The sequence below is a fragment of the Actinoallomurus soli genome (assembly GCF_024055715.1).
Lineage (GTDB): Bacteria > Actinomycetota > Actinomycetes > Streptosporangiales > Streptosporangiaceae > Actinoallomurus > Actinoallomurus soli.
In genome coordinates, this window is record NZ_JAMXMV010000006.1 from 65,850 (window position 1) to 87,254 (window position 21,405).

Genomic DNA, 21,405 nt, shown 5'->3' on the forward strand with positions numbered 1-21,405 from the left:
TTTCTGACGGCCGATTCCCTCATGTCCGACACTAGTCTTCGAATCCTCTGAGGTGGCAGACGTCACTTTGCGGGGGCTGCGAACGCGTCGCCGGACGGACGATAACCTCACAAGAGTGAGCGCGAGAGACACCGACTGGGACGGTGTACGGCTGCACGTCGTCACTGGTAAGGGCGGCACCGGCAAGACCACGGTGGCCGCCTCTCTGGCGCTCGCCCTGGCCGCGGGCGGGCGGCGGGTCCTGCTCATCGAGGTGGAGGGCCGGCAGGGGATCGCCCAGCTGTTCGACTGCCCGCCGCTGCCGTACGAGGAGCGCAAGGTCGCCGTGGCGCCGGACGGCGGCGATGTGTACGCCCTCGCCGTCGACCCCGAAGAGGCCATGCTCGAGTACCTGGAGATGTTCTACAACATCAAGAGGGCGGGCAAGGCGCTCAACAAGATCGGCCTGATCGACTTCGCGACCACGATCGCGCCGGGCCTGCGCGACGTCCTCCTCACCGGCAAGGCGAGCGAGGCCGTGCGCCGCCGCGACAAGAGCGGCCGCTTCATCTACGACGCGGTGGTGATGGACGCCCCGCCGACCGGCCGCATCAGCCGGTTCCTCAACGTCAACGCCGAGGTCGCGGGGCTGGCGAAGGTCGGCCCGATCCGCAACCACGCCGACACGGTCATGAGGGTGATCCGCAGCCCGGAGACCGCGGTCCACTTCGTCACGCTCCTGGAGGAGATGCCGGTCCAGGAGACCCTGGACGGGGTCGCGGAGCTGCGGGAGATCGGCCTGCCCGTCGGCGGCCTGATGATCAACATGGTCCGGCCGCCGCTGCTGCCCGCCGAGGAGTTGGCCCTGGCCGTCCGCGACGAGCTCGACGTCGAGGCGATCCGCGTGGGGATCAAGGCGGCCGGCATCGAGGACCGCACCGCCGAGATCGCCGACGCGCTCGCCGAGGAGGCCGCCGACCACGCGCGGCGCACCGCCCTGCAGGAGCGGGAGAAGGCCCGCCTCGCCGACGCGCACGTACCCCAGTACGAGCTGCCGCACCTCAGCGACGGGATGGACCTCGCCGGGCTCTACGAGCTGGCCGCCGAGTTGAGGAGGCAGGGAGCAGCGTGACCGCCGCCGACAAGACCCCGCCGGACTTCTGCATCGACGACCTGATCGACGACCCCGACACGAGGATCATCGTCTGCTGCGGGTCGGGGGGCGTGGGCAAGACCACGACCGCCGCCGCCGTGGGGGTCCGCGCCGCCGAACGCGGCCGCGACGTCGTCGTGCTGACCGTCGACCCCGCCCGCCGGCTCGCCCAGGCGCTGGGCCTCACCGAGCTGGACAACACCCCGCGGCTCGTCGAGGGCGTCGACGGCGAGTTGCACGCGATGATGCTCGACATGAAGCGCACCTTCGACGAGATCGTCGAGGCGCACGCCGAGCCCGAACGCGCGCAGCAGATCCTGGCCAACCCCTTTTACCAGTCGCTGTCGTCCAGCCTGTCGGGGACGCAGGAGTACATGGCGATGGAGAAGCTGGGCCAGCTGCACCGGTCCGGCGCCTGGGACCTCATCGTCGTCGACACGCCGCCGTCCCGTTCGGCGCTGGACTTCCTCGACGCGCCGGAGCGGATGGGCCGGTTCCTCGACGGCCGATTGATCAAAATCCTGATGGCCCCCGCGAAGGCGGGCGGGCGCTTCGGGCTGAAGGTCGTGACCGCCGGCTTCGGCATGTTCACGAACGCGATCACGAAGGTGCTCGGCGGTCAGTTGCTGAAGGACGTCCAGACGTTCGTGCTGGCCTTCGACACGATGTTCGGCGGGTTCCGGGAGCGGGCGGAGCAGACGTACCGCCTGCTGCAGGCGCCCGGCACGGCGTTCCTCGTCGTCGCGGCCCCGGAGCCGGACGCGCTGCGCGAGGCGTCGTACTTCGTCGAGCGCCTCGCCGAGGAGCAGATGCCGCTGGCCGGGATGGTCCTCAACCGGGTCCACACGTCCGACGCCTCGCACCTGTCGGCCGTACGCAGCGAGGCCGCCGCGGAGACGCTGGAGGATCGCGGCGCGCATCCCCTGGCCGCCGCGCTGCTGCGGCTGCACGCCGAGCGGATGCACGTGACCGCGCGTGAGGCGCGGCTGTGTGAGAGCTTCACCTCGTCGCATCCGGCCGTTCCGAGGGCCACGGTCGCGGCCATGGCCGAGGACGTCCACGACCTGGACGGGCTCCGGTGCATCGCGAGGGACCTGGCGGGCGAACACGAAGAGCCCGCGGCCTGATCACCACCGCACCCGCTCCGTACGAGACCGGGCCGCCGTACGAGACGAAGCGCGTTACGGGCTGAGCCGGGTACGGGCTGAGCCGCCGTTCGAGGCGAGGCCGGAGGAACAGGCGGCCTGATCGTTCAGGCGTTTCGTGAGGGAGCCTGGCCGGCCGGGCGCGGCCAGGCGGTCGATCGGCGGACGACTCGCCGGATCAGCTCGCGACGAGCTCTTCGTCCGGGTCCTGCGACCGCTCGTACCGCTCCTTGGCGGTCTCCAGCAGCTCTCGCCACGATGAGACGTCCGGGCGCCGACGAAGCAGCGCGCGGCGCTCGCGCTCCGTCATGCCACCCCAGACGCCGAACTCGATGCGGTTGTCGAGGGCGTCGGCGAGACACTCCGTGCGCACTGGGCAGCCGCGGCAGATCAGCTTGGCCCGGTTCTGAGCCGCACCCTGCACGAACAACGCGTCGGGATCCGCGTTACGGCAGGCGGCGCGGGCGGTCCAATCCGTGATCCACATCTTGGCCCCACTCCCCTTGGGTCGGTTGTCGTTTGCGAGCCCCGGCCGGACGGGCGCGGACGTCAGGCCGCCATACGAAAGCCGTGGGGAGAAACTTACGGAAGAGCGCGCCACTTCAACAGCCCCCGATGGGTCCATTCTTGAGATAGCCCCTACGGGCCATGGCAAGGCAACGAACTAGTCATCTGGCTCGGCGGGGTGCCCCATATGCACCTCTCGTCCCGCGTAACCTATGTCGCGTGACAGTTGAGAAAGCAGACCGGGAACACGCCATCGTCAAGCTGCTCCGCCTCATAGGGGCGGCACTCGTGGCCGGAGTCCTGGTCAGCTTCCTCGCCCTGCCGGCCGTCGGCAGCGCGGGAATGGCGACCCGGGACGCCTCCGACAGCTTCAACAAACTCCCGGCCGACTTCAGCATCCAGCCGCCACCGGAGCGCACCACGGTCTACTCCGCGGACGGCCAGGTCATCGCGACCTTCTACCACCACAACCGCGAGTCCGTACGCCTCGACCAGGTCTCTCCGCTCATGCAGAAGGCCGTCGTCGCGATCGAGGACTCGCGCTTCTACCAGCACGGCCCCCTCGACATGAAGGGCTCCGCCCGCGCGCTGGTCACCAACGCCCAGGAGGGCGGGGTCAAGCAGGGTGGTTCGACGCTCACCCAGCAGTACGTGAAGAACCTGCTGGTCGAGAGCGCGGACAACGACAAGGAGATCGCGGACGCGAAGGCCCCGACGTTCGGCCGGAAGCTGCGCGAGCTGCGGTACGCCGTGAACGTCGAGAAGCACCTGACCAAGGACCAGATCCTGCAGGGCTACCTCAACATCGCCTACTTCGGCGCCGGCGCGTACGGCGTGCAGGCCGCGGCCCAGCGGTACTTCAGCAAGGACGCCACCGACCTGACCCTGCCGGAGGCGGCGCTGCTGGCCGGCATCACCAACAGCCCCAGCTACTACGACCCGACCATCTTCCCGGACCACGCCCGTGATCGCCGCAACACCGTGCTGTACCGCATGGCCGAGCTGAAGATGATCACCAAGCAGCAGGCCGACCAGGCGGCCGCGCAGCCGATCAAGCTGCACCCCAAGCTGCCCAAGAGTGACTGCGTCGACAGCAAGGTGCCGTTCTTCTGCCAGTACGTGAAGAACGAGATCCTCGGCAACCCGGCGTTCGGCAAGACGCAGACAGACCGGGAGAAGCTGCTGTACCGCGGTGGCCTGACGATCCGCACGACGATCGACATGAAGGCGCAGAAGGCCGCGCAGGCGGCGCTCAGCAGGCGTCCCAGCCACAGCAGGACCGCGACCGAGGCCATGGTCAAGCCCGGCACCGGTGAGATCAAGGCCATGGTGGTCAGCCGCACCTACGGCACGAACGTCAGGAAGGGCGAGACCCAGCTGAACCTCGCCGCCGACTACGCGCACGGCGGCAACCTCGGCTACTCCGCCGGGTCGACCTTCAAGATCTTCACGCTGGCGGCCGCGCTCGACAAGGGCATGAGCGTCGGCACCTCCTTCCCGGCGCCCACCAGCACCACGGTGTCGGGATACCGGGACTGCAAGGGGAACGGCTCCGAGCCCTGGCCCGTCCAGAACGCCGAGAAGTCCAAGGCCAAGTCCGCCAACCTGGACACCGGGACCTGGGAGTCGATCAACACCTTCTACGCCTACCTGGAGAGGTCGGTCGGGCTCTGCGACGCTGTCAAGATGGCGCAGAACTTCGGCATGAAGCGCGCGGACGGCAAGCCGCTCCAGCAGAACCCGGCTCAGGTCCTCGGCACCAACGAGATCGACGTCACCCACCTCGCCGCCGCGTACGCCGGCTTCGCCGCACGCGGCGAGTACTGCACGCCGATCGCGATCACCGAGGTGACCGACTCGAACGGCAAGAAGATCAACGTGCCCAAGGCCAAGTGCACCAAGGCGGTCGACACCGACGTCGCCGACGAGGTCACGAGCATCCTGCAGGGCGTCCTCACCAAGGGCACCGCGCGGGGTGAGGGCCTCGGCCGGCCCGCCGCGGGCAAGACCGGCACCTGTGAGAGCTTCACCTGCGCCGTCTTCGCCGGCTACACCCCCGACCTGGCGGCCGCCGTCTGGTACGGCGACCCGGAGGCGCCCTGGGGCCACCGCAACTACGGCGTCTACGGTGCGGACGTCGCGCCGATCTGGCGGGCCTCGATGCTCGGCGCGCTGCGCGGAACGAGCGCCTCCTCCTTCCACACGCCGGTGAAGGACTTCGGGACGCTCGACCAGCAGACGGTCCCCGACGTCCAGGGCATGCCGGTGCAGGAGGCCAAGCAGAAGATCGAGAAGGCCGGGTTCAGCGTGGAGATCTCGCCGCGCGCGGTCGACTCGAACCAGCCCGCGAACACCGTCGTCTACACCTCACCGAGCAGCGGACAGCAGGCCGACCAGGACACGACCGTCATCCTGTTCGTCAGCAACGGCAGCGGCTCGGTCGGCGCCGGAAACGCCAACGGAAACGGCAAGGGCAAGGGCAAGCGCGGCAACGGCAACGGCAGGAAGGGCGGCGGCTTCAGCTGGCCGCCGTTCGGCAACTGACCTTCAGAACGGCACAAGGTCCCGTCCCCGGCCGAGCCGGGGACGGGACCTTCTCGTATGCGCGAAGAGCCTCAACCTTCTCGTACGCGCGAAGAGCGGTCAGCCGGCGAGCTGACGCTTGACCTCTCCCGAGACCCGCTTGCCGTCGGCGCGGCCGGCGACCTTCGGCGTGACCGCCTTCATCACCTGGCCCATCGCCCGCGGCCCCTCCGCGCCGATCTCCGCGATCGTCGCGGCCACCAGCTCGGTCAGCTCGGCGTCGGACAGCTGGGCCGGAAGATAGTCATCCAGGACCACGCCCTCGGCCCGCTCCGCCTCCGCCTGCTCCGTACGGCCCGCGTCGGCGAACGCCTCGGCCGCCTCGCGGCGCTTCTTGGCCTCCCGCTGCAGCACCTTGACGATCTCGTCGTCGGAGAGCTCGCGCGCCCGCTCGCCCGCGACCTCCTCGTTGGTGACGGCCGTCAGCGCCATGCGGATGGTGCGGGTGCGCACCTCATCGCGTGCCTTCATCGCGGCCGACAGGTCGGCCTGCAGCTTCTCCTTCAACATGGGAACAATCTTGCCCTGCGTACGGGCTTCGGCGCCCGGCAATAATCGGTGCGTCGTTCTGGCACGATGGGGAGGGTGCGAAAGAGATACGCGGTCCCCCTGGGCGTCCTCGGCACCGGGGTCGCCGGCATCGGTTACGCGTCGGTCATCGAGCGCAACTGGTTCCGGCTCCGCCGCTACGACGTGCCGGTGCTCGCCCCCGGCCAGCGGCCCATCAAGATCCTGCACATCTCCGACACGCACCTGACACCGGGACGCCGCCGGCTGATCAAATGGGTCAGCGCGCTCGACGCCCTCGAGCCCGATCTGGTCGTCAACACCGGCGACTCGATCTCGCACCGCGACGCCATCGGCCCGTTCCTCGACCTGCTCGGGCCGCTGCTGGACCGTCCGGGCGTCTTCGTGTACGGCTCGAACGACATGTACTCCCCGGTCCCGAAGAACCCCGCCCGCTACCTCTGGCGCACGAGCCAGAAGGACTACAGCAAGCGGCGGACCGTCCCCGACCTGCCGTACCGCGAGCTCGGCGCCGCGATGACCGCCGCCGGCTGGCTCGACCTCAACAACGCGACCGGCACGATCAAGGCGGGCGACACCGAGATCTGGCTCGGCGGCATCAACGACTCCCACATCAACAGGGACCGGTACGACGAGATCGCCGGCCCGGCCCAGGGCCCGCTCAGCATCGGCGTCATGCACTCGCCCGAGCCGCGCAACCTCGACCGCTTCGTCGCCGACGGCTACCAGCTGCTCCTGGCCGGCCACACCCACGGCGGCCAGCTCTGCGTCCCGTTGTACGGCGCCCTGGTCACCAACTGCGGCATCGACCGGGCCCGCGTGAAGGGCCTCAGCCGGCACGGTGACGCCTGGCTGCACGTCTCCGCCGGTCTGGGCACCTCCCCGTACGCCCCGGTCCGCTTCTGCTGCCCCCCGGAGGCCTCGCTGTTGACCTTGGTCCCGGCGTCCTGAGCGGCGCTTCGACCTTGATCCCTGGCACCCACTGCGCCCTAGGGTCGGCATCCGCCAGGGATCAAAGGCCGGTTCGGCGGTAACCGTGGCGCGGAGAGGGTCAAAAGTCCGCTAGACTCGTCGAGGCGCAGGCGTTGAAAGACGACCTGCAGCCACCGGGGTGTAGCGCAGCTTGGCAGCGCGCTTCGTTCGGGACGAAGAGGTCGTGGGTTCAAATCCCGCCACCCCGACCAGCCCAGAGGCCCTGTACCGCGACGGTACAGGGCCTCTGTCTATTTGGCGGCCTAAGAGGCCGCCTATCGCCTCTGGCCAGGCCGACTTCGATCCGAACGCCTTGCCGATGATCTCGGCTTCTCCTGTGATGACCGGGCGGAGCTCCTGCCGTTAGACGGCCTCGGTAGTCGCGGTCGTTTGGTGTGACCGACCAGTCGCGCGATCCGCTTGATGGGCGCGCCGTGCCTTATGCCGTAGGCCATCCCCGAGACGGTCTTTGCCGGGCTTGGGGGTAATCGCGCTGTTAGGGCGGGTATCCGGGGTCGAAAGCCGGCGACGAAGGGATCCGATCATGAATCAGTGGCGCAAGAGCACACACAGTGATCCTTGGTTTACCGAGTGCGTGGAGGTGCGGGTGGTCACCCGGCAGGAGCTCGAGGATCCGGCGAGCAGCTAGTGCCGCGTCCGAGATCGTAGTTGGGGATGTAGAGGTCGTGGGTTCGAACCACCGGTCGAAGGGGCTCCGGACACGGTCGGCCGATCCCCGCGACGCGCTCCGCGCCCGGCTCGGTGTGTCGAAACAGCTCGCCTTCGACCTGCTCTCGATAGCTGCCAACTCCGGGACTCTGTTCACGATGCCACGCCTCTGAACAGCGGAAACTCGTACACCACGTCCGGGGACGCAACCGGGTTGGCCGCAGTGCGGGCAGATGCCCTCCGGCGCTCGGGTTTCCTATGTCTTGAGACATGGGTTTCCTATGTCCTGAGACTGGACACCGCCACCCCGACCCAGGTGAAGGGCCACTTCCGATCATCGGAAGTGGCCCTTTTCCGTGCCGTACGGCAGCGCCTACGAGCCGAGCTGTTCACCGAGGCGCAGCCGGGCGGTGGCCGGGCTCATCAGGGCCAGACCCGCCGCGCCCGCGACGACGGCGCTCACCAGCAGTACGGGACGGACGCCGAGGAGCCCGGCCGCCCAGCCGCCGATCGCCGCGCCGAGCGATGACCCGCCCCAGGTGATGGTCTTGATGGTGGCGTTCACCCGGCCGTGCAGGGCCTGCTGGGTTCGCAGGTACCGGATGGGGACCTGATGCACGTTGTACACCTGCTGGCCGAACCAGTTCACGAGCTGTGAGACGGTCGCGACGGCGACGGCCGCCCACAGCGGCCGGACCACGAGCGGCGCCAGGGCGAGACCGGAGGCGCACACCAGCAGCGCCCAGCCGAGCAGGCTCCCGGTCCCGATCCTTCGGCCGAGCCACGGCGCGACGCCGGCACCGATGATCCCGCCGACCGCCCCGACGCCCATGACCAGCCCGATCGCCAGCGCTCCCAAGTGCACGGAGCGCGTGAGGAACAGCAGGTAGACGGCGGTGAACATGGTGTTGGCGATATAGAGGAGGCAGGTCGCCGACGTCACGTTCCGCAGTACGGGGTCGCCGAGGACCGAGACGGCTCCCTTCCGTACCTCGACCAACACCCCGTCGGAGAGCGCCCTGACCGGCCGCCGCGGGACACTGGGCATCGGAAGCGCGATGACCAGTGCCGCGATGACGAAGCTCAGGGCGTCTCCGCTGATGGCGAGCGGCGGTCCCAGCCGGGCGATGAGGGCGCCGGCCAGCGGCGGGCCGAGCACGAGCGCCAGCGACTGGCTGACCTCCTGCAGACTCTGCGCGCGGGGCAGCCGTTCGGGGGGCGTCACCTCGGGCACGTAGGCGAGGAAGGCGACGTCGAACAGCACGGTGAGGGTGCCGGCCACCGCCGCCACGGCGTAGAGCCACCAGAGATGGAGCCGGTCGCCGAGCGCCGCCAGCGGCACGGTGCCCACCACCGCGGCGAGACCGACATTCGCCGTGACGACCAGCCGCCGCCGGGACGTACGGTCGACGAACACCCCCACGGCCAGGCCGAACACGAGGTAGGGCAGCCGGCCGCACGCCACCAGGACGCCCATCTGCCCCGGAGACACCGCGAAGAGCGTGATCGCGGTCAGCGGGAGGGCGATGAGCGTGATCTGCGACCCCATCAGCGAGACGCTCTGTGCCAGCCACACCCGCAGGAAGGCCCGCTCGCCCACCCTCATCGGGTGACGATTCGCGGCACGGTCTGCAGGTCGTAGCCGAGACGCTGGAGCTCGGCGCCGGCGATCGCCTCGAACTCGGCGATCTGCTCCGGCGTCAGATCGGTGAGGTAGCGCCCGGCCCGGCCGGTGGCCAGCGGACGCGCGGCGGCCTCGGCCGCGGGATGCCCCCAGGGGTTGGCGAACAAGGTGTGCGGCAGTGCGGCGTGGTCGAGCAGCGCGTCGTCCCACGGCAGCCCGATGTGCTCCGTGACACGGCGGAGGACGGTCGCCGGGTCCGCCGTCAGGTCCTCGTAGCGGATCTCGAGGTACCGCTCGGGATCGGCCACGGTGTGCGGCCTGGCCACCACCTCGAGCCAGCCCCTGGCGGCCTCCTCGACCGCGCCGTAGCCCCACGGCACGGTCTTGAGGTGCGAGGACGCCACGTCGCGTCCGTCGCGGATGATGTGCACGAAGTGCGCGTTCGGCCACAGCCTGGCGTAGTCGTCCACCCGCGCGATCTTGCGTTGCAGCTTGAACCCCCACCGTGCGGCGCCGGTCTGCGCGCGCCGGTGCTCCCCGATCCGGTCGATGAGCCGGCAGCGGTCGACGAAGTCGGACAGGTCGCTGCCCAGTTCGGCCATGGTCTGTTCCACCAGCGAGCGCAACTCGGCGAACTCGACGCCGAACCGCTGGCACTGCTTCACGAAGTGCGCGCCGTCGTACCAGAAGGGGTCGTTCGTGTCGGTGCCCGGCCCGAGCACTCGCGGGTCGGAACGGGAGAGCAGGTCGCAGGCCTCGACGATGTGCGGGCCCAGGTCCGGCGGCTCCAGGAAGTCGATGTCCGGCCCGATCACAAGGTCGGGATGGGAGTCGAGGACCACGCTGAGCACCGTGGTGCCGGAGCGGTTCTCCCCGCCCAGGAGCACGGGGTCGGAGGTCAGAGGTGCACGCATCGGATCTCCAATCGTCGTGGGCTATGCACTCGGCACCGGCGGACGCGACCACGTACGGATCGCCCGCTCGGTCGCCGCGAAGTACTCCTCACCGAAACGGCCGGCCGCGTCGATGAACGCGGCCTTCCCACCGCCGTCCCGCTCAGCGGCCTTCTCCGTGAGGACCTCGACCGCGGCGGTGCGGAATCCCTCGATGTCCTCGTCCTCCGTGGCCGCGGACGGCATGAACCGGCCGCCGTACTGCATCAGGTACCCACGGTTCCAGAGCCCCTGGAAGAACTCGTGGCCGAGTTCCGGGTCGGCGAACACGACGTCGAACATCGAAGGGCGCTCGAACGCCCATGCCTGCACTCCCGCGGCGGCGAACGCCTCCTCGAGCGCGCCGATCAGCCGCCTGCCGACGTGCTCGATCGTGCCGAGCGCGTCTCCGTCGGCCAGCGCGTCCAGGGTGGCCATGGCGGTGGCGAACGGCGTCACCTCTCGCTGGTAGGTGTTGCCGAGGTACGTGCGTTCGTCGGCGCGCATCACCGCGGCCCGGCCCAGCACCGCCGAGAGCGCGACGCCGTTGGCCAGGCCCTTGCTCACCGTGATCAGGTCGGGTTCGACGCCCGTGGCCGCGTGGTAGCCGCCGCGGGCGTAGCGGAAGCCCGTCATGACCTCGTCGAGGATCAGCAGTGCCCCGTGGCGCTTGACGCGGACTTCGAGTTCGGCGACATAGGCGGGTGGGAAGAAATTGACCTCTGGAGTGAGAATGACCGCGGCGGTGTCCTCTGCCAGAAGGTCCGTCAAGCGTTCGAGGTCATATCCGAAGTCGACGGTGTCCGGGTCCCTGTCCGGCAGCGCCATCGCGGGCCGGTACTGCAACTGCCAGTCGTGCCACCCGTGGTACCCGCTGGTCAGTACGCGGCGTTTTCCCGAGTACACGCGGGCCAGCCGGACCGCCGCGGTCGTGGCGCATGATCCGGTGCGGAAGAAGATGGCGCGCTCGGCGCAGGGAAACAAGTCCACCAGGCGTTCGGCGACCTCGACCCTGAGCGTGGAAAGAGGCCCGGCGACGATACCGCCCGTGCGGCGTAGTTCACTGATCGTGTGCTCGACGACGGGGCCGTATCCGGCGCCGAGCGGAGCCGCGCCGCTGCACGAGGTGAAATCGACATAGCGATTTCCTCTGTCGTCCCAGATGTGCGCACCCGAGGCGCGGTCCATGACGAAGGGAAAGCGCCGGTTGAGGTCCCAGGTCTCGGCCGCCGTCACCGCCTTCGCCCGCCTCAGTAGATCCGCGCCGCCGGGGTCTTGCCGTGCCGTCCGCATCACTGCGCTCCTTGGGCTACCGAGACTCGGTCATCCGTCGTACGAGTGGGTCGGCGGTCGGGTTCGAGGTTCAGGGAGAGCCGCGCCCGTGGCGGCCTGCCGGTCAATCGCCGTACCAGTTCGTACGCAATACGCAGGGCGTTCGCCTGGATGGTGAACGTCGGATTGACTCCACCGGCGAAAGGGAAGTAGCCCCCGTCGATCACGTAGACGTTGTCGACCCCATGGCCCCGCCCGCCCGCGTCGACGACCGAGGTGGCGGGGTCGGTGCCGGCCCGGCAGCCGCCGTGCAGGTGGCGGCTGCCGCGTTCGTAGCCCGATGGCTCCTGCCGTAGGTCCTCGGCGCCCGCGGCGGACAGCAGGTCCGTGGCACGTTCCGCGAGGTGGCCGAGCCTGCGCCGGTCGACCGGATGTGAGCGGTAGTCCAGGACGATCCGCTCCACGCCGAAGCGGTCCCTGGTGTTCGCCAGCCGCACCCGGTTGCCGGCCATCGGCTGGTCGGCCGCCACGTAGTGGACCCGCAGAGAGATGCGGCCCAGGCTCACGCCGCGGGCCTCCGGGCTCGCCTCGTAGAGGAGGCCGCCGAGGCCGGAAGCACAGTCGGCGGCGAGGTAGTGGTCCGAGAGGGCGACGGTCGAGTGCGGTCCGTAGGCCGTCCGGTCGGCCGCGCCGGGCGCGCAGGCCGCCCCCACCGCATAACCGCTGACCTTGAAGGAGAGGCCGCGCCCCAGCATCCCGTGGTCGTTCCCGATGCCGGCGGGAGCCCAGCGGCTCGTCGAGCGCAGCAGCAACGCCGCCGACTGCACCGCATTGGCGGCCAGCACGACGCAGCGTGCCCGGGTCCGCCGCCGGGTCCGGGACCGCAGATCCAGCCACTCGACGGAACCGGCCCGGTCCGGGTGCGCCAGGTCGATCCGTACGGCACGGCTGCGGGTCGCGACGGTCAGCGCACCATCGGCGGCGCGGAGCAGTCCCGCGGCGACGTCGACGCGGGCGCCCGTCGGGCAGACGTGTTCGTTGCAGGGCCCGCACCAGTGACACGCCGGCCGGCCACGGTACGGCACGCTGTTCACGGCGAGCGGAGTGGGGAACGGCCGGAGCCCGAGATTCTCCCCCGCCCGCGCGAGCATCCGGCCTGGAAGGCTGTAGGGGTGGGCGGGCAGCGACTCACTGGGCGAAGGCGGCTCGAGCGGGTCGGCTCCCGGTCGCCGCACGATCCCTATCGTCCGCTCGATCTCGTCGTAATACGGGCGCAGGTCGCCGTACCGAATGGGCCATTGCGGATCGAGCGCGTCGGATGCGACGAACCGCCGGGCGTCGAAATCCACTTCGCGGAGACGAAAGGATATCCCGGCGTACAGCGCCGTGCCGCCCCCGAGGGCGCATGCCGTCCACGGACGGCCCGTAGGCGACAGATTCCCCTGACCATCTCGTACGTAGGCGGCTTCCCAACCGACCTCCGCTGCGGCAAGACTGGCGCCTTTGGGGAGCCGTTCACCTTCTTCAAGGAGTAATACCCGCAAGCCGTTGCGGGCCAGGACGTTCGCCGCGATCGAGCCGCTCGCTCCACTTCCGATGATGCAGACGTCGACGTCGGACAGGTGCATTAACCCTCCTGCTATCGCACGCAATCGGCCTCGACATTAGTGTGTTTCGACAGCTTTACTGCCGTGTTGACTAGCTGATTTCACCGATGTTAACGATCATGCTGGAGGCGGTCAACGGACCGATCTGCCACGTCACCCGACAGGTCAGACGAAACGCCGATATGGCCTGCGAGGACGAAGCCCATTGTGGCCTGCGTCACATGCGGCTTTTCTGTGGCGTATATGACTTATCGGTGAACGGCAGTCACACGCGGGGCCAACGTCGAATAACCCACCTTCAGGAGGGGAATTCCATGGAAACCATTCGTGGTTTCGAATGGGCCGTGCGGGTCGGCGCCTCGACTCCGGCCGCCACTGACGGATAGGGGAAGGTCTCACCGACCACCGCCGGAAGTGCGAGGACATCCGGGAAGCGCAGCCACACTCCGGACGCGGCGGGATCATCGAGGAATGAGCCGGTATCAGTGGAAGACATTGCGCCCGGCGAGCGGCCGGTCCTTGGCAGGCCGCCGGGGGGATGCTCGCTCGGAGGGATGCCACCGGACCAGTACCCCGGCTGGCTGTGCCGCCGGGCGTGGTCACCTCTGGCGTGAACGAGTCGAACTACCCGACGACCGGATGCGACCCGGGCCCGTCCCATGGCCCGAGACCGCGGCGCGGAAGAAGAAAGTGGATCAGGACATGCTTCGGGCGGTCTGTGCCGCCTCACCGCGGCACAAGGTGTCATGGCCGGCAATTGGGTCTCCGCAGAGCAGTCCCTCGGCATCGGCTGATCGGGGACCGACGACGGCACCCGCTCCACCCGCTCGTCGCGCATCCGAGGAAGTCTGTTGCGAAAACAGTTCGTATGAGCGGCCGGTCGGTCGACGTGACGGGCCCCGGCCGGCGTCCGCTGCGTCGGCCGTCGGCGTCGGCCACGGCCACGGAGTCCGTGGCCGACGCCTGCGGGCGCGTGTTCACTTCCCGTGCGGGTCGGAGGAGTTGAGCGTGGCGACGACCTGGTCGTAGTCGCCGCGGGCCTCCCCGTAGCGCAGGAACTTCACCCGCTCGACCTGGATCTCCTTGGCGTCGGGCCGGCTCTCGAGCAGTTCCATGACCTCCGTCACGAACTCGTCGAGCGGCATCGCGAACTCGCTCTCCTCCTGGCCGGGCAGCAGCGAGGTGCGGACGGCCGGCGGCTCGAGCTCCACGATCTTCACGCTCGTATCGGCGAGCTGCAGCCGGATCGACTCGCTCAGCATGTGGATGGCGGCCTTCGACGCGTTGTAGCTCGGCGTGACCTTGAGCGGCGTGAACGCCAGACCCGAGGAGACCGTGACGATCGTGGCGTCCGGCTGCTCCTGCAGGTGCTCGATGAACGCGGCGATCAGCCGGATCGGGCCGAGCACGTTGGTCGTCACGACGGACTCGGCCGAGGCCAGGAACGACTCGGGCCGGCGCCAGTCCTCGATCTTCATGATGCCGGCCATCGCGATGAGGACGTTCAGGTCCGGGTGCCTGGCCAGGACCTGCTTCGCGGCGGCCTCGATGCTCGCGGCGTCCGCCGTGTCGATCTGCACGGTGTCGATGCCGGGGTGCTCGGCGGCGATCTGTTCCAGCAGTTCGGTACGGCGGCCGCCGACGATGACGGTGTTGCCCTTGGCCTGGAGTTCGAGGGCGAGGGCGAGACCGATCCCGCTGGTGGAGCCGGGGATGAAGATGGTGTTTCCGGTGATGTCCATGGCTTCAGACTCGCCGGTCGAACACGCTGCGTACAGAGAGCGGTCATCGGGGGATCGGCGATCCCTGGTTCGCCCCGGGGCGCCGGCCGAATAATGGGTGCATGGATCGTGCAGCACTCGCGGACTTCCTGCGTCGCCGCCGCGACGCGCTACGCCCCGAGGACGTCGGGCTTCCCGAGGGTGCGCGCCGCCGGGCTCCCGGTCTCCGGAGGGAGGAGGTCGCGGCCCTCGCCGTGATGTCGACCGACTATTACACGCGGCTGGAGCAGCAGCGCGGTCCGCAGCCGAGCGAGCAGATGCTCGCATCGCTCGCCCGGGCGCTGCGGCTGTCGAGCGACGAGCGCGACTACCTGTTCCAGGTGGCCGGGCAGAACCCGCCGGCGCCGATGTCGGCCGCGACGCACGTCGCCCCCGCGCTGCTGCGGGTGCTGGACCGCCTGTCGGACACCCCGGCGCTCATCCTGTCGAACCTGGGCGAGACGCTCGTGCAGAACCGGATGGCCGAGGCGCTGTTCGGCGACAAGTCGGGCTACACGGGCCTCGCCCGTAGTGAGACCTACCGGTGGTTCACCGATCCCTCGGAGCGGCTGCGCTATCCCGAGAACGACCGGGACCGGCAGAGCCGCGCCCAGGTCGCGAACCTGCGAGCGGCCTACGGGTCGATGGGCCCGCACTCGCCGGCGGGCGACCTCGTACGGGCGCTGCAGAAGGCGAGTACGGAGTTCGCCGCGTTGTGGGAGCGGCACGAGGTGGCCAAGCGTTTCGAGGATCACAAGACGCTCGTCCATCCCGAACTCGGCCCGATCGAGGTGGACTGTCAGGTGCTGTTCACCGAGGACCAGTCGCAGGCGCTGCTCGTGCTCACCGCCGCCCCGAACACCGAGGACCACGAGAAGCTGCGGCTGCTCGGGGTGGTCGGGCACCATCGCTTCGCCGAGACCTGAGACGGCCGGCCCGCGCGCAAATAAGGACCTACAGGGCGATTTCCCTGCGCCGGCATTGTCCGGGTCAGGTTGTGGGGGTCGCCGTTGAGGAGCCTCTCGGCTCCTACGGCCTCTCAGCCCGTTCCCTAGGGATCCCGTCCTGGCGATCCGTTCGGTCGAGCTCCCTCGCACGTCCCGTAGGCCGATTCCCACTCTGCCCCGGTACGTCTCCCGCCTCAAGGGACCAACGTCCCGGGCCACGGGACCTTCGTCCCGAATCCGCGTATGAAACTGCCCTCACTCGGCCCAATACTGGCCCGGGATGCCCGCGTCAATTGGTGAGTTCATACGGAGATCAGAGTCTCTACTTGGCGGATCCTGAGGTTGACAGAATCGACTTCACCTCGGCGATCGAATGCCTCTTCCTCCATGGCCGCGAACCGGCTAAATATTCATCCGTACGCTCTTTCTTCCTCACCGTACCGGTTTAGCGTTCCCCCTCGTGGAGCTGAAACTTGGAGGCGAGATGCTGGTCGGCCTTCGACGGTGCGTCGCGGTGGCCGCGGCCGCCATGCTGGCGGTAGCGCTCGGAGTGGGCGGCTCGGTCCTGTCGGCGCGGACGGCACGGGCGGACGTGTCGCTGGCGCAGACGACCGTGGTCGGCGTGCACAACACCTACAACCCCGACGCGTACCCGTACCTGGCCAAGGCCCTCGACGCCGGCGCGTCGATGGTCGAGCTCGACGCCTGGGACGACGTCTTCACCCGCGAGTGGAAGGTCAGCCACGATTCGCTGACCAGCAACAAGAACAACTGCGTGGACGCGTCGAGCCCGTCCGACATCTACTCGGGCAGCGCGAACAAGGACCTCGGATCGTGCCTCGACGACATCAAGTACTGGCTGGCCGCGCACCCCGGAAAGGGACCGATCTACGTCAAGGTCGAGCTCAAGGCCGGATTCCAGAACAACTACGGTATGGGGCCTGCGGCGTTCGACTCCGAGGTCAATTCTCATGTCGGAAGCGTTCTGTATCGGCCCGCCGACCTCCTGGGCGGTTACGCCAGTCTCGATGAGGCCGCCAGGGCGAACGCCTGGCCGAGCCGCGCCGCGCTCGCCGGGAAGATCATCATGTACGTCATCCCGGGCACGGTCGAGCTGGGCAATCCCACCGACACGCTGCACACGGACGTGGAGTACGCCACGTACCTGAACAACCTCCGCTCCGCGGGCAGGACGGCGACCGCGACGACGTTCCCCGCCGTCCTCGGCGCGGCCTCCGGCGACCCGCGCACGCAGTACGCCGACACCTCGATCCGGCCGTGGTTCGTCGTCTTCGACGGCGACGCCGCCACGTACGTCAACGGCGTCGACACGTCCTGGTACGACACGAACCACTACCTGCTGACCATGACCGACGCGCACAACGTCTCGCCCGCGATCGACCAGTACGACCCGCCGGTGCCCGACGCCCAGGCCCGGGTGGCCAAGCTGGCCGCGGACCACGCGACCGTCGTCTCCTGCGACTGGTACGGCCTGTCGAGCGTGCTGTCCCAGGTGCTGAACCGCGGCGCCGCGTCGGCGAGCTGATCCCGGCCCGGGGCCGCCCCTCGTGGCGGCCCCTGCGCCGGCGCAGGGGCCGACCGCCCCAGCGCAGCCCACAGCCGACCCGGAGCGCGCCCTCCGACCCAGAGCAGCCCACAGCCGACCCGGAGTGGTCCCCGGCCGCGCCGGGGCAGCGGCTCAGCAGGGGCTGAGCAGGTCGGCGCCCTGTCGTACGGCCTCGATCATTCGGTCGCGATGGGCGCCGAAGTACGGTGCCGGGGCCGAGGCGGCCACCGCGCCCACGACCGCGCCGCGATCGTCGCGGACCGCGGCCGCCACGCAGGCCAGGTCGGGGCGGAACTCCTCGATCTCGTCGGCGACTCCGGTGGCACGGACCCGCGCCAGCTGGTCCTCCAGGTCCGCGAGCCGGGTGACGGTCCGGCTCGTCAGCCGGCGCAGCCCGGCGCCGACCAGGTAGTCACGGCGCCGGCCGGCCGGGAGGTAGGCCAGGAGGACCTTGCCGAACGCCGTCGCGTGCGCCGCCTCGTGGAATCCCACGTCCAGCGGGCGGACCCGGGGCGTACGCGGTGAGTCGACGACGTCGGCGACCACGAGGTGCGCGTCGCGCAGCACGCTGAAGTAGACCGCCGTGCCGCCGACCCGGTGCGCGTGCCGGAGCGCGTCGGCCACGCCGGGGCCCGGCAGCAACTGCTCGTGCAGCCGCTGGTGGAGGCCGGCCACCTGGTAGCCCAGGCCGTACCCGCGGGCGTTCGGCAGCCGGACGAGGTAACCCTCGTGGACCAGTGTGCCCAGGAGGTGGTACGTCGTCGACAGCTTGAACCCGCACCGGCGGGCGACCGCCTTGGCGGTGACCCCGTCTCCGGCCGACGCGACCGCTTCGAGGACGCGAAGGGCGCGTTGCACCGAGCCCACCAGGCCGTCGGGCACCGGCCGGCGCTCGTCGGTCTCCACGGTCATCGCGGCACCTCCCTCGGGCGTGTCCGCAGCGTAGGACACCCGAGCGGCGGCGTCATCCCCCAGGGCCCGCGCACCGCGCCGGTGCGGCACAGCGCGCGGACGGGAGGGGCGTCCCGTCAGCCGACGGGGGCGGCGACCCGCAGGATCTTGAGGAACTCGCGCATCCAGGCGGGGTGGTCCGGCCAGGCGCGGCCGGTGACGATCGAGCCGTCGATGTGCGCCTCGCTGTCCACGAACGAACCGCCGGCCGCCTCGACGTCGGGCGCGAGCGCCGGGTAGGCGCTGGAGGAGCGGTCGCCCAGGACGCCCGCGGCGGCGAGCACGAGCGGGCCGTGGCACAGCGCCGCGATCGGCTTGCCCTCCTCGGCGAAGTGCCGGACGATGCGGAGGCACTCGGCGTCGCCGCGGATGTACTCGGGCGCGCGACCGCCGGGGATCACCAGTGCGGCGTAGTCCGCCGGGTCGACGTCCGCGAACGCCACGTCGGCCGGCCACATGCGACCGAACTTCTCGGTGTACGTGTCGAAGCCGTCCACGAAGTCGTGCACGACGAACTGCAGCTTCTTCGCCGTCGGAGCGGCGATGTGCACCTCGTACCCCTCTTCCAGGAGCCGCTGGTACGGGTACATGACCTCCAGGTCCTCGGCCGCGTCGCCCGTGACGATCAGCACCTTCGGCATGGTGCAGCACCTCCGTGACTGTGGGGAAACACCGTACGACCGATCGTGTCCCGCCCCTGCTCACAAGGTCAACAGCGGAGATTCCACCCGCCGGAAAAACGGACAAATCACCTACGCGCTCACCACTCCCACGCGATCCTCAACGGCACTGCTCACGGAGTGCCGGAGCGCGGGAGGCCAGGGCGAGGAGTTCGTCGACGGACCACTGGTCGTAGGCGTGTTCGCCGTACTTGCAGGCGACGACCGTGCCGTCCTCGGCGATGAGGAGGTCGGCCGGGAGGCCGAACCGGCCGCCGTGCGGGATCGCCGCGGGCGGGCGCTCGCGGCGGCGGGCGATCGCCCAGGTGCTGCGCAGCACCGCCCGCGTGATCGGTCCCCAGGCGCGCGGGTGCAGGAGTGCGCGCTTGGCCGACTCGACGCCGAACTCCACGTACATCCGCTTGCCGGGGTCGGCGACGACGGGGAACGGAAGGTCCGCGACGTACTCGCGCAACTCCTCGGCGGGCGAGTGGAAGAGGACCACCTCCCGGACGCCGGCCGCCTCGATCTCGGCGTGGCGGCGGATGATCGACCGCAGGTGGAGGTTGCAGACCGGGCAGCCCGCGAAGCGGCGGAACTGCAGGTGGACGAGGCGTCCCGGCGCCAGGAGCCGGAGTGTGGAGCCGATGACCGGAGTGAGTTCACGGTCCTGGATGACGCTGCCGGGGTGGACCTTCCGTGCATCGCCGGATGCGGTCATCGTGACACCTCCCTTGTAGGCGTACAACATACGCTAACATCCGTGCGCGTACCTTGTACGCTCTCTGGACCATGCCACGCCCACGCTCGCTCACCGAGTCGCAGATCGCCGCGGCCGCGCTCGCGGTCATCGACCGCGACGGGCTCGCCGCCCTGACCATGCGCGCCGTCGCCAGGGAGCTCGGGACGGGGACGATGTCCCTCTACCGCTATGTCGACGATCGCGAGCAGCTGGAAGCGCTCATCGTCGAACGCGTGCTCGGCGCGGTCGACACCACGCCACCGGCCGGCGGGCCGTGGCGGGAGCGACTCGTGACCATGGTGGAGCGCGTACGGGACGCGGTCGCCGCGCACCCGGAGGTGGTGCCGCTGACGCTCACCCACCGGCAGAGCTCACCGAGCAACCTGCGCTGGGCGGAGACGGTGCTCGGCATCCTCACCGAGGCGGGGGTCGACGGTGAGCGCCGCGTCATCGCGCTCCGCAGCCTGATCGCCTACGTGGTCGGGGCGATCCAGCTGGAGCACCTCGGCCCGCTGTCGGGTGCGGGCACCCGCCGGATCGCCGCCCTGCCGGCCGGGGAGTTCCCCTTGATGGCCGAGACGGGGCGGCTGGCGGCGGGGGTGCCGGCGGACGAGGAGTTCCGCGCGGGCCTCGCGGTGCTGCTGACCGGGCTGGAGCGCGAGGCCCGTACGGACGGCGCCTGAGGCCCGGGCCGGTCAGAGCGGGGCGGTGAAGGTCCAGCCCTTGTCCAGGAGGGCGTCGATCGCGGCGACGGCGGTGGCGAGGCGGTCCTCGTGGGCCCCGGTGACGATGACGTACGGCAGGGCGCGCCGGTCGAGCTCTTCACGGAACCGCGCCGACATCCGTTCCCGGATCGACTCGCCGTCGCGCCAGCCGTCCTGTTCGAAGGGCACGCCGGCGGTGTCCGTGAGGATCCACAGGTCGTGGCGGGCGCGGGCGTGCACGCGCTCGACGTCGGGAGACAGGGCGCCGAGGTAGCGCTCGTGCCACAGGGACGTGGCGAACGCGTCGGTGTCGCAGATCAGCAGCGGCGACCCCGAGCGGGCGGCCGCGTCCTCCAGGGCGAGGTGCCGCTCGGCGATCAGCGTGAACTCCTCCGGTGACCAGTCGAGGTCGCCGATCCACAGGCCCGGATCGGTCCGCCGGGCGGCGGCCAGCTTCTCCTCGCAGTAGACGCGGCCGTACTCCGGGACCCACCGGGTCGCCGCCCAGACGCCGCCGCGGGCGGAGTAGTGCGCGGCCAGGGCCCGGCTGAGCGTCGTGGTGCCCGAGGACTCCGCGCCCAGGACGACGACGCGCCGGGCCAGGTACGCGCGTACGGCGGGCGCGAGCCACTCCCAGCAGGCGACGGGGTCCCGGCGTACGGCGGTGCCGCTCACCGGGAACCGGTCGCGCGGCGGGTCGACGGGGACGTGCGCGGCGGCGAACCGGCGCGCGAGTTCGGGGCCGTACGCCTCGGAGCTGAACACCGCGTCCACCGGCGGCAGGCCGAGCGCGCCGACGCCCTGCCCGGACGCCGCCTCCAGACCCGTACGGAACGCCGCGACGTGCGCCGCCCAGATCTCGTCGGAGTCGTAGTCGACCTCGACGTCGTCCATGACCGGGACGATCTCGACGTTCGGCTGGGGGTGCCGCTCCCGTAGCCAGGCCGCGCGCAGGGCCAGCGGAATGCTCTCCACGGTCGAGGCGGCGGCCACGACGGTGACGCGGTCGCAGGCGGCCGCGGCCGTGTCGATCAGGTGGTGGTGGCCCGCGTGCGGCGGATAGAACTTCCCGATGACCAGCCCGTGCCGGTAGGTCATGAGGCC

At 70.0% G+C, this 21,405-nt stretch carries 18 protein-coding genes and 1 tRNA gene; 8 read left to right on the plus strand and 11 right to left on the minus strand.

Annotated elements, in window-relative coordinates; translation table 11 throughout:
- The first annotated feature begins 115 nt into the window (after positions 1–115).
- Both NDW01_RS16785 and NDW01_RS16790 read left to right on the plus strand, forming a co-directional pair.
- Positions 116–1,111: an ArsA-related P-loop ATPase gene (locus tag NDW01_RS16785; protein ID WP_252821579.1), complete on the plus strand. Its 996-nt coding sequence runs from the start codon at positions 116–118 to the stop codon at positions 1,109–1,111.
- Entirely contained in the window at positions 1,108–2,259 is a 1,152-nt protein-coding gene (locus tag NDW01_RS16790) for an ArsA family ATPase (protein ID WP_252821580.1), read from the plus strand. The genes NDW01_RS16785 and NDW01_RS16790 overlap by 4 nt, the downstream gene beginning before the upstream one ends.
- Before the next feature lie 196 nt (positions 2,260–2,455).
- Here NDW01_RS16790 and NDW01_RS16795 read toward each other — a convergent pair whose 3' ends face one another.
- Positions 2,456–2,764, minus strand: a complete 309-nt coding sequence (locus NDW01_RS16795) for a WhiB family transcriptional regulator (protein ID WP_252781162.1) — start codon at positions 2,762–2,764, stop codon at positions 2,456–2,458.
- 239 nt (positions 2,765–3,003) lie between these two features.
- On the opposite strand from NDW01_RS16795, the gene NDW01_RS16800 reads away from it, so the two are divergent.
- On the plus strand, positions 3,004–5,328 hold the full coding sequence (locus NDW01_RS16800; protein WP_252821581.1) for a penicillin-binding protein: 2,325 nt from the start codon (positions 3,004–3,006) through the stop codon (positions 5,326–5,328).
- Between the two features lie 99 nt (positions 5,329–5,427).
- Here NDW01_RS16800 and NDW01_RS16805 read toward each other — a convergent pair whose 3' ends face one another.
- The gene (locus NDW01_RS16805) at positions 5,428–5,877 is read right to left on the minus strand and encodes a GatB/YqeY domain-containing protein (protein ID WP_252821582.1); all 450 of its coding nucleotides are present in this window, start codon (positions 5,875–5,877) and stop codon (positions 5,428–5,430) included.
- A gap of 66 nt (positions 5,878–5,943) precedes the next feature.
- Between NDW01_RS16805 and NDW01_RS16810 the strand changes: the two genes are divergently transcribed.
- Complete coding sequence (locus NDW01_RS16810) at positions 5,944–6,846, plus strand: metallophosphoesterase (protein WP_252821583.1); 903 nt, start codon at positions 5,944–5,946, stop codon at positions 6,844–6,846.
- Positions 6,847–7,002: 156 nt separating this feature from the next.
- Positions 7,003–7,079: transfer RNA gene (locus tag NDW01_RS16815), tRNA-Pro, on the plus strand.
- 830 nt (positions 7,080–7,909) lie between these two features.
- Here NDW01_RS16815 and NDW01_RS16820 read toward each other — a convergent pair.
- The 5 genes from NDW01_RS16820 to NDW01_RS16840 form a co-directional block, all read right to left on the minus strand.
- Positions 7,910–9,142, minus strand: a complete 1,233-nt coding sequence (locus tag NDW01_RS16820) for an MFS transporter (RefSeq protein ID WP_252821584.1) — start codon at positions 9,140–9,142, stop codon at positions 7,910–7,912.
- Positions 9,139–10,074, minus strand: a complete 936-nt coding sequence (locus tag NDW01_RS16825; RefSeq protein WP_252821587.1) for a sulfotransferase family protein — start codon at positions 10,072–10,074, stop codon at positions 9,139–9,141. Before NDW01_RS16825 ends, NDW01_RS16820 begins: the two co-directional genes overlap by 4 nt.
- 21 nt (positions 10,075–10,095) lie before the next feature.
- Complete coding sequence (locus NDW01_RS16830) at positions 10,096–11,385, minus strand: aminotransferase class III-fold pyridoxal phosphate-dependent enzyme (RefSeq protein WP_252821589.1); 1,290 nt, start codon at positions 11,383–11,385, stop codon at positions 10,096–10,098.
- The gene (locus NDW01_RS16835; RefSeq protein WP_252821591.1) at positions 11,385–12,992 is read right to left on the minus strand and encodes an FAD-dependent oxidoreductase; all 1,608 of its coding nucleotides are present in this window, start codon (positions 12,990–12,992) and stop codon (positions 11,385–11,387) included. The genes NDW01_RS16830 and NDW01_RS16835 overlap by 1 nt, the downstream gene beginning before the upstream one ends.
- Positions 12,993–13,948: 956 nt before the next feature.
- Positions 13,949–14,713 (minus strand): SDR family oxidoreductase, encoded by a 765-nt coding sequence (locus NDW01_RS16840; protein ID WP_252821593.1) that lies wholly within the window; start codon positions 14,711–14,713, stop codon positions 13,949–13,951.
- A 101-nt stretch (positions 14,714–14,814) separates the two neighbouring features.
- On the opposite strand from NDW01_RS16840, the gene NDW01_RS16845 reads away from it, so the two are divergent.
- Both NDW01_RS16845 and NDW01_RS16850 read left to right on the plus strand, forming a co-directional pair.
- Positions 14,815–15,657 carry a helix-turn-helix transcriptional regulator gene (locus NDW01_RS16845; RefSeq protein WP_252821595.1) on the plus strand — a complete coding sequence of 281 codons (843 nt, stop codon included), beginning with the start codon at positions 14,815–14,817 and terminating at the stop codon, positions 15,655–15,657.
- Between the two features lie 481 nt (positions 15,658–16,138).
- Positions 16,139–17,224, plus strand: a complete 1,086-nt coding sequence (locus NDW01_RS16850) for a phosphatidylinositol-specific phospholipase C domain-containing protein (RefSeq protein WP_252821597.1) — start codon at positions 16,139–16,141, stop codon at positions 17,222–17,224.
- A gap of 153 nt (positions 17,225–17,377) precedes the next feature.
- Here the strand turns inward: NDW01_RS16850 and NDW01_RS16855 are convergent, their stop codons facing one another.
- The 3 genes from NDW01_RS16855 to NDW01_RS16865 all read right to left on the minus strand — a co-directional run bounded on the left by NDW01_RS16855 (position 17,378) and on the right by NDW01_RS16865 (position 19,576).
- The gene (locus NDW01_RS16855) at positions 17,378–18,157 is read right to left on the minus strand and encodes an IclR family transcriptional regulator (protein WP_252821599.1); all 780 of its coding nucleotides are present in this window, start codon (positions 18,155–18,157) and stop codon (positions 17,378–17,380) included.
- 116 nt (positions 18,158–18,273) lie between these two features.
- A complete protein-coding gene (locus tag NDW01_RS16860) occupies positions 18,274–18,837 on the minus strand; it encodes a DJ-1/PfpI family protein (protein ID WP_252781181.1) in 564 nt (187 codons plus the stop codon).
- Between the two features lie 139 nt (positions 18,838–18,976).
- Entirely contained in the window at positions 18,977–19,576 is a 600-nt protein-coding gene (locus tag NDW01_RS16865) for a peroxiredoxin-like family protein (protein WP_252821601.1), read from the minus strand.
- A 71-nt stretch (positions 19,577–19,647) separates the two neighbouring features.
- Here NDW01_RS16865 and NDW01_RS16870 point away from each other — a divergent pair, with 71 nt between their 5' ends.
- Positions 19,648–20,280, plus strand: coding sequence for a TetR/AcrR family transcriptional regulator (locus NDW01_RS16870; protein ID WP_252821603.1), 633 nt, complete (start codon positions 19,648–19,650; stop codon positions 20,278–20,280).
- Between the two features lie 12 nt (positions 20,281–20,292).
- On the opposite strand, the gene NDW01_RS16875 is transcribed toward NDW01_RS16870, so the two are convergent.
- A complete protein-coding gene (locus tag NDW01_RS16875; protein ID WP_252821604.1) occupies positions 20,293–21,399 on the minus strand; it encodes an AAA family ATPase in 1,107 nt (368 codons plus the stop codon).
- Positions 21,400–21,405: the final 6 nt, after the last annotated feature.

Coding starts and splice junctions, on each gene's coding strand:
- NDW01_RS16795 (WP_252781162.1), bottom strand. CDS start 2,764: ATGTGGATCACGGATTGGACCGCCCGCGCCGCCTGCCGTAACGCGGAT.
- NDW01_RS16805 (WP_252821582.1), bottom strand. CDS start 5,877: ATGTTGAAGGAGAAGCTGCAGGCCGACCTGTCGGCCGCGATGAAGGCA.
- NDW01_RS16810 (WP_252821583.1), top strand. CDS start 5,944: ATGGGGAGGGTGCGAAAGAGATACGCGGTCCCCCTGGGCGTCCTCGGC.
- NDW01_RS16820 (WP_252821584.1), bottom strand. CDS start 9,142: ATGAGGGTGGGCGAGCGGGCCTTCCTGCGGGTGTGGCTGGCACAGAGC.
- NDW01_RS16825 (WP_252821587.1), bottom strand. CDS start 10,074: ATGCGTGCACCTCTGACCTCCGACCCCGTGCTCCTGGGCGGGGAGAAC.
- NDW01_RS16830 (WP_252821589.1), bottom strand. CDS start 11,385: ATGCGGACGGCACGGCAAGACCCCGGCGGCGCGGATCTACTGAGGCGG.
- NDW01_RS16835 (WP_252821591.1), bottom strand. CDS start 12,992: ATGCACCTGTCCGACGTCGACGTCTGCATCATCGGAAGTGGAGCGAGC.
- NDW01_RS16840 (WP_252821593.1), bottom strand. CDS start 14,713: ATGGACATCACCGGAAACACCATCTTCATCCCCGGCTCCACCAGCGGG.
- NDW01_RS16845 (WP_252821595.1), top strand. CDS start 14,815: ATGGATCGTGCAGCACTCGCGGACTTCCTGCGTCGCCGCCGCGACGCG.
- NDW01_RS16855 (WP_252821599.1), bottom strand. CDS start 18,157: ATGACCGTGGAGACCGACGAGCGCCGGCCGGTGCCCGACGGCCTGGTG.
- NDW01_RS16860 (WP_252781181.1), bottom strand. CDS start 18,837: ATGCCGAAGGTGCTGATCGTCACGGGCGACGCGGCCGAGGACCTGGAG.
- NDW01_RS16865 (WP_252821601.1), bottom strand. CDS start 19,576: ATGACCGCATCCGGCGATGCACGGAAGGTCCACCCCGGCAGCGTCATC.
- NDW01_RS16870 (WP_252821603.1), top strand. CDS start 19,648: ATGCCACGCCCACGCTCGCTCACCGAGTCGCAGATCGCCGCGGCCGCG.
- NDW01_RS16875 (WP_252821604.1), bottom strand. CDS start 21,399: ATGACCTACCGGCACGGGCTGGTCATCGGGAAGTTCTATCCGCCGCAC.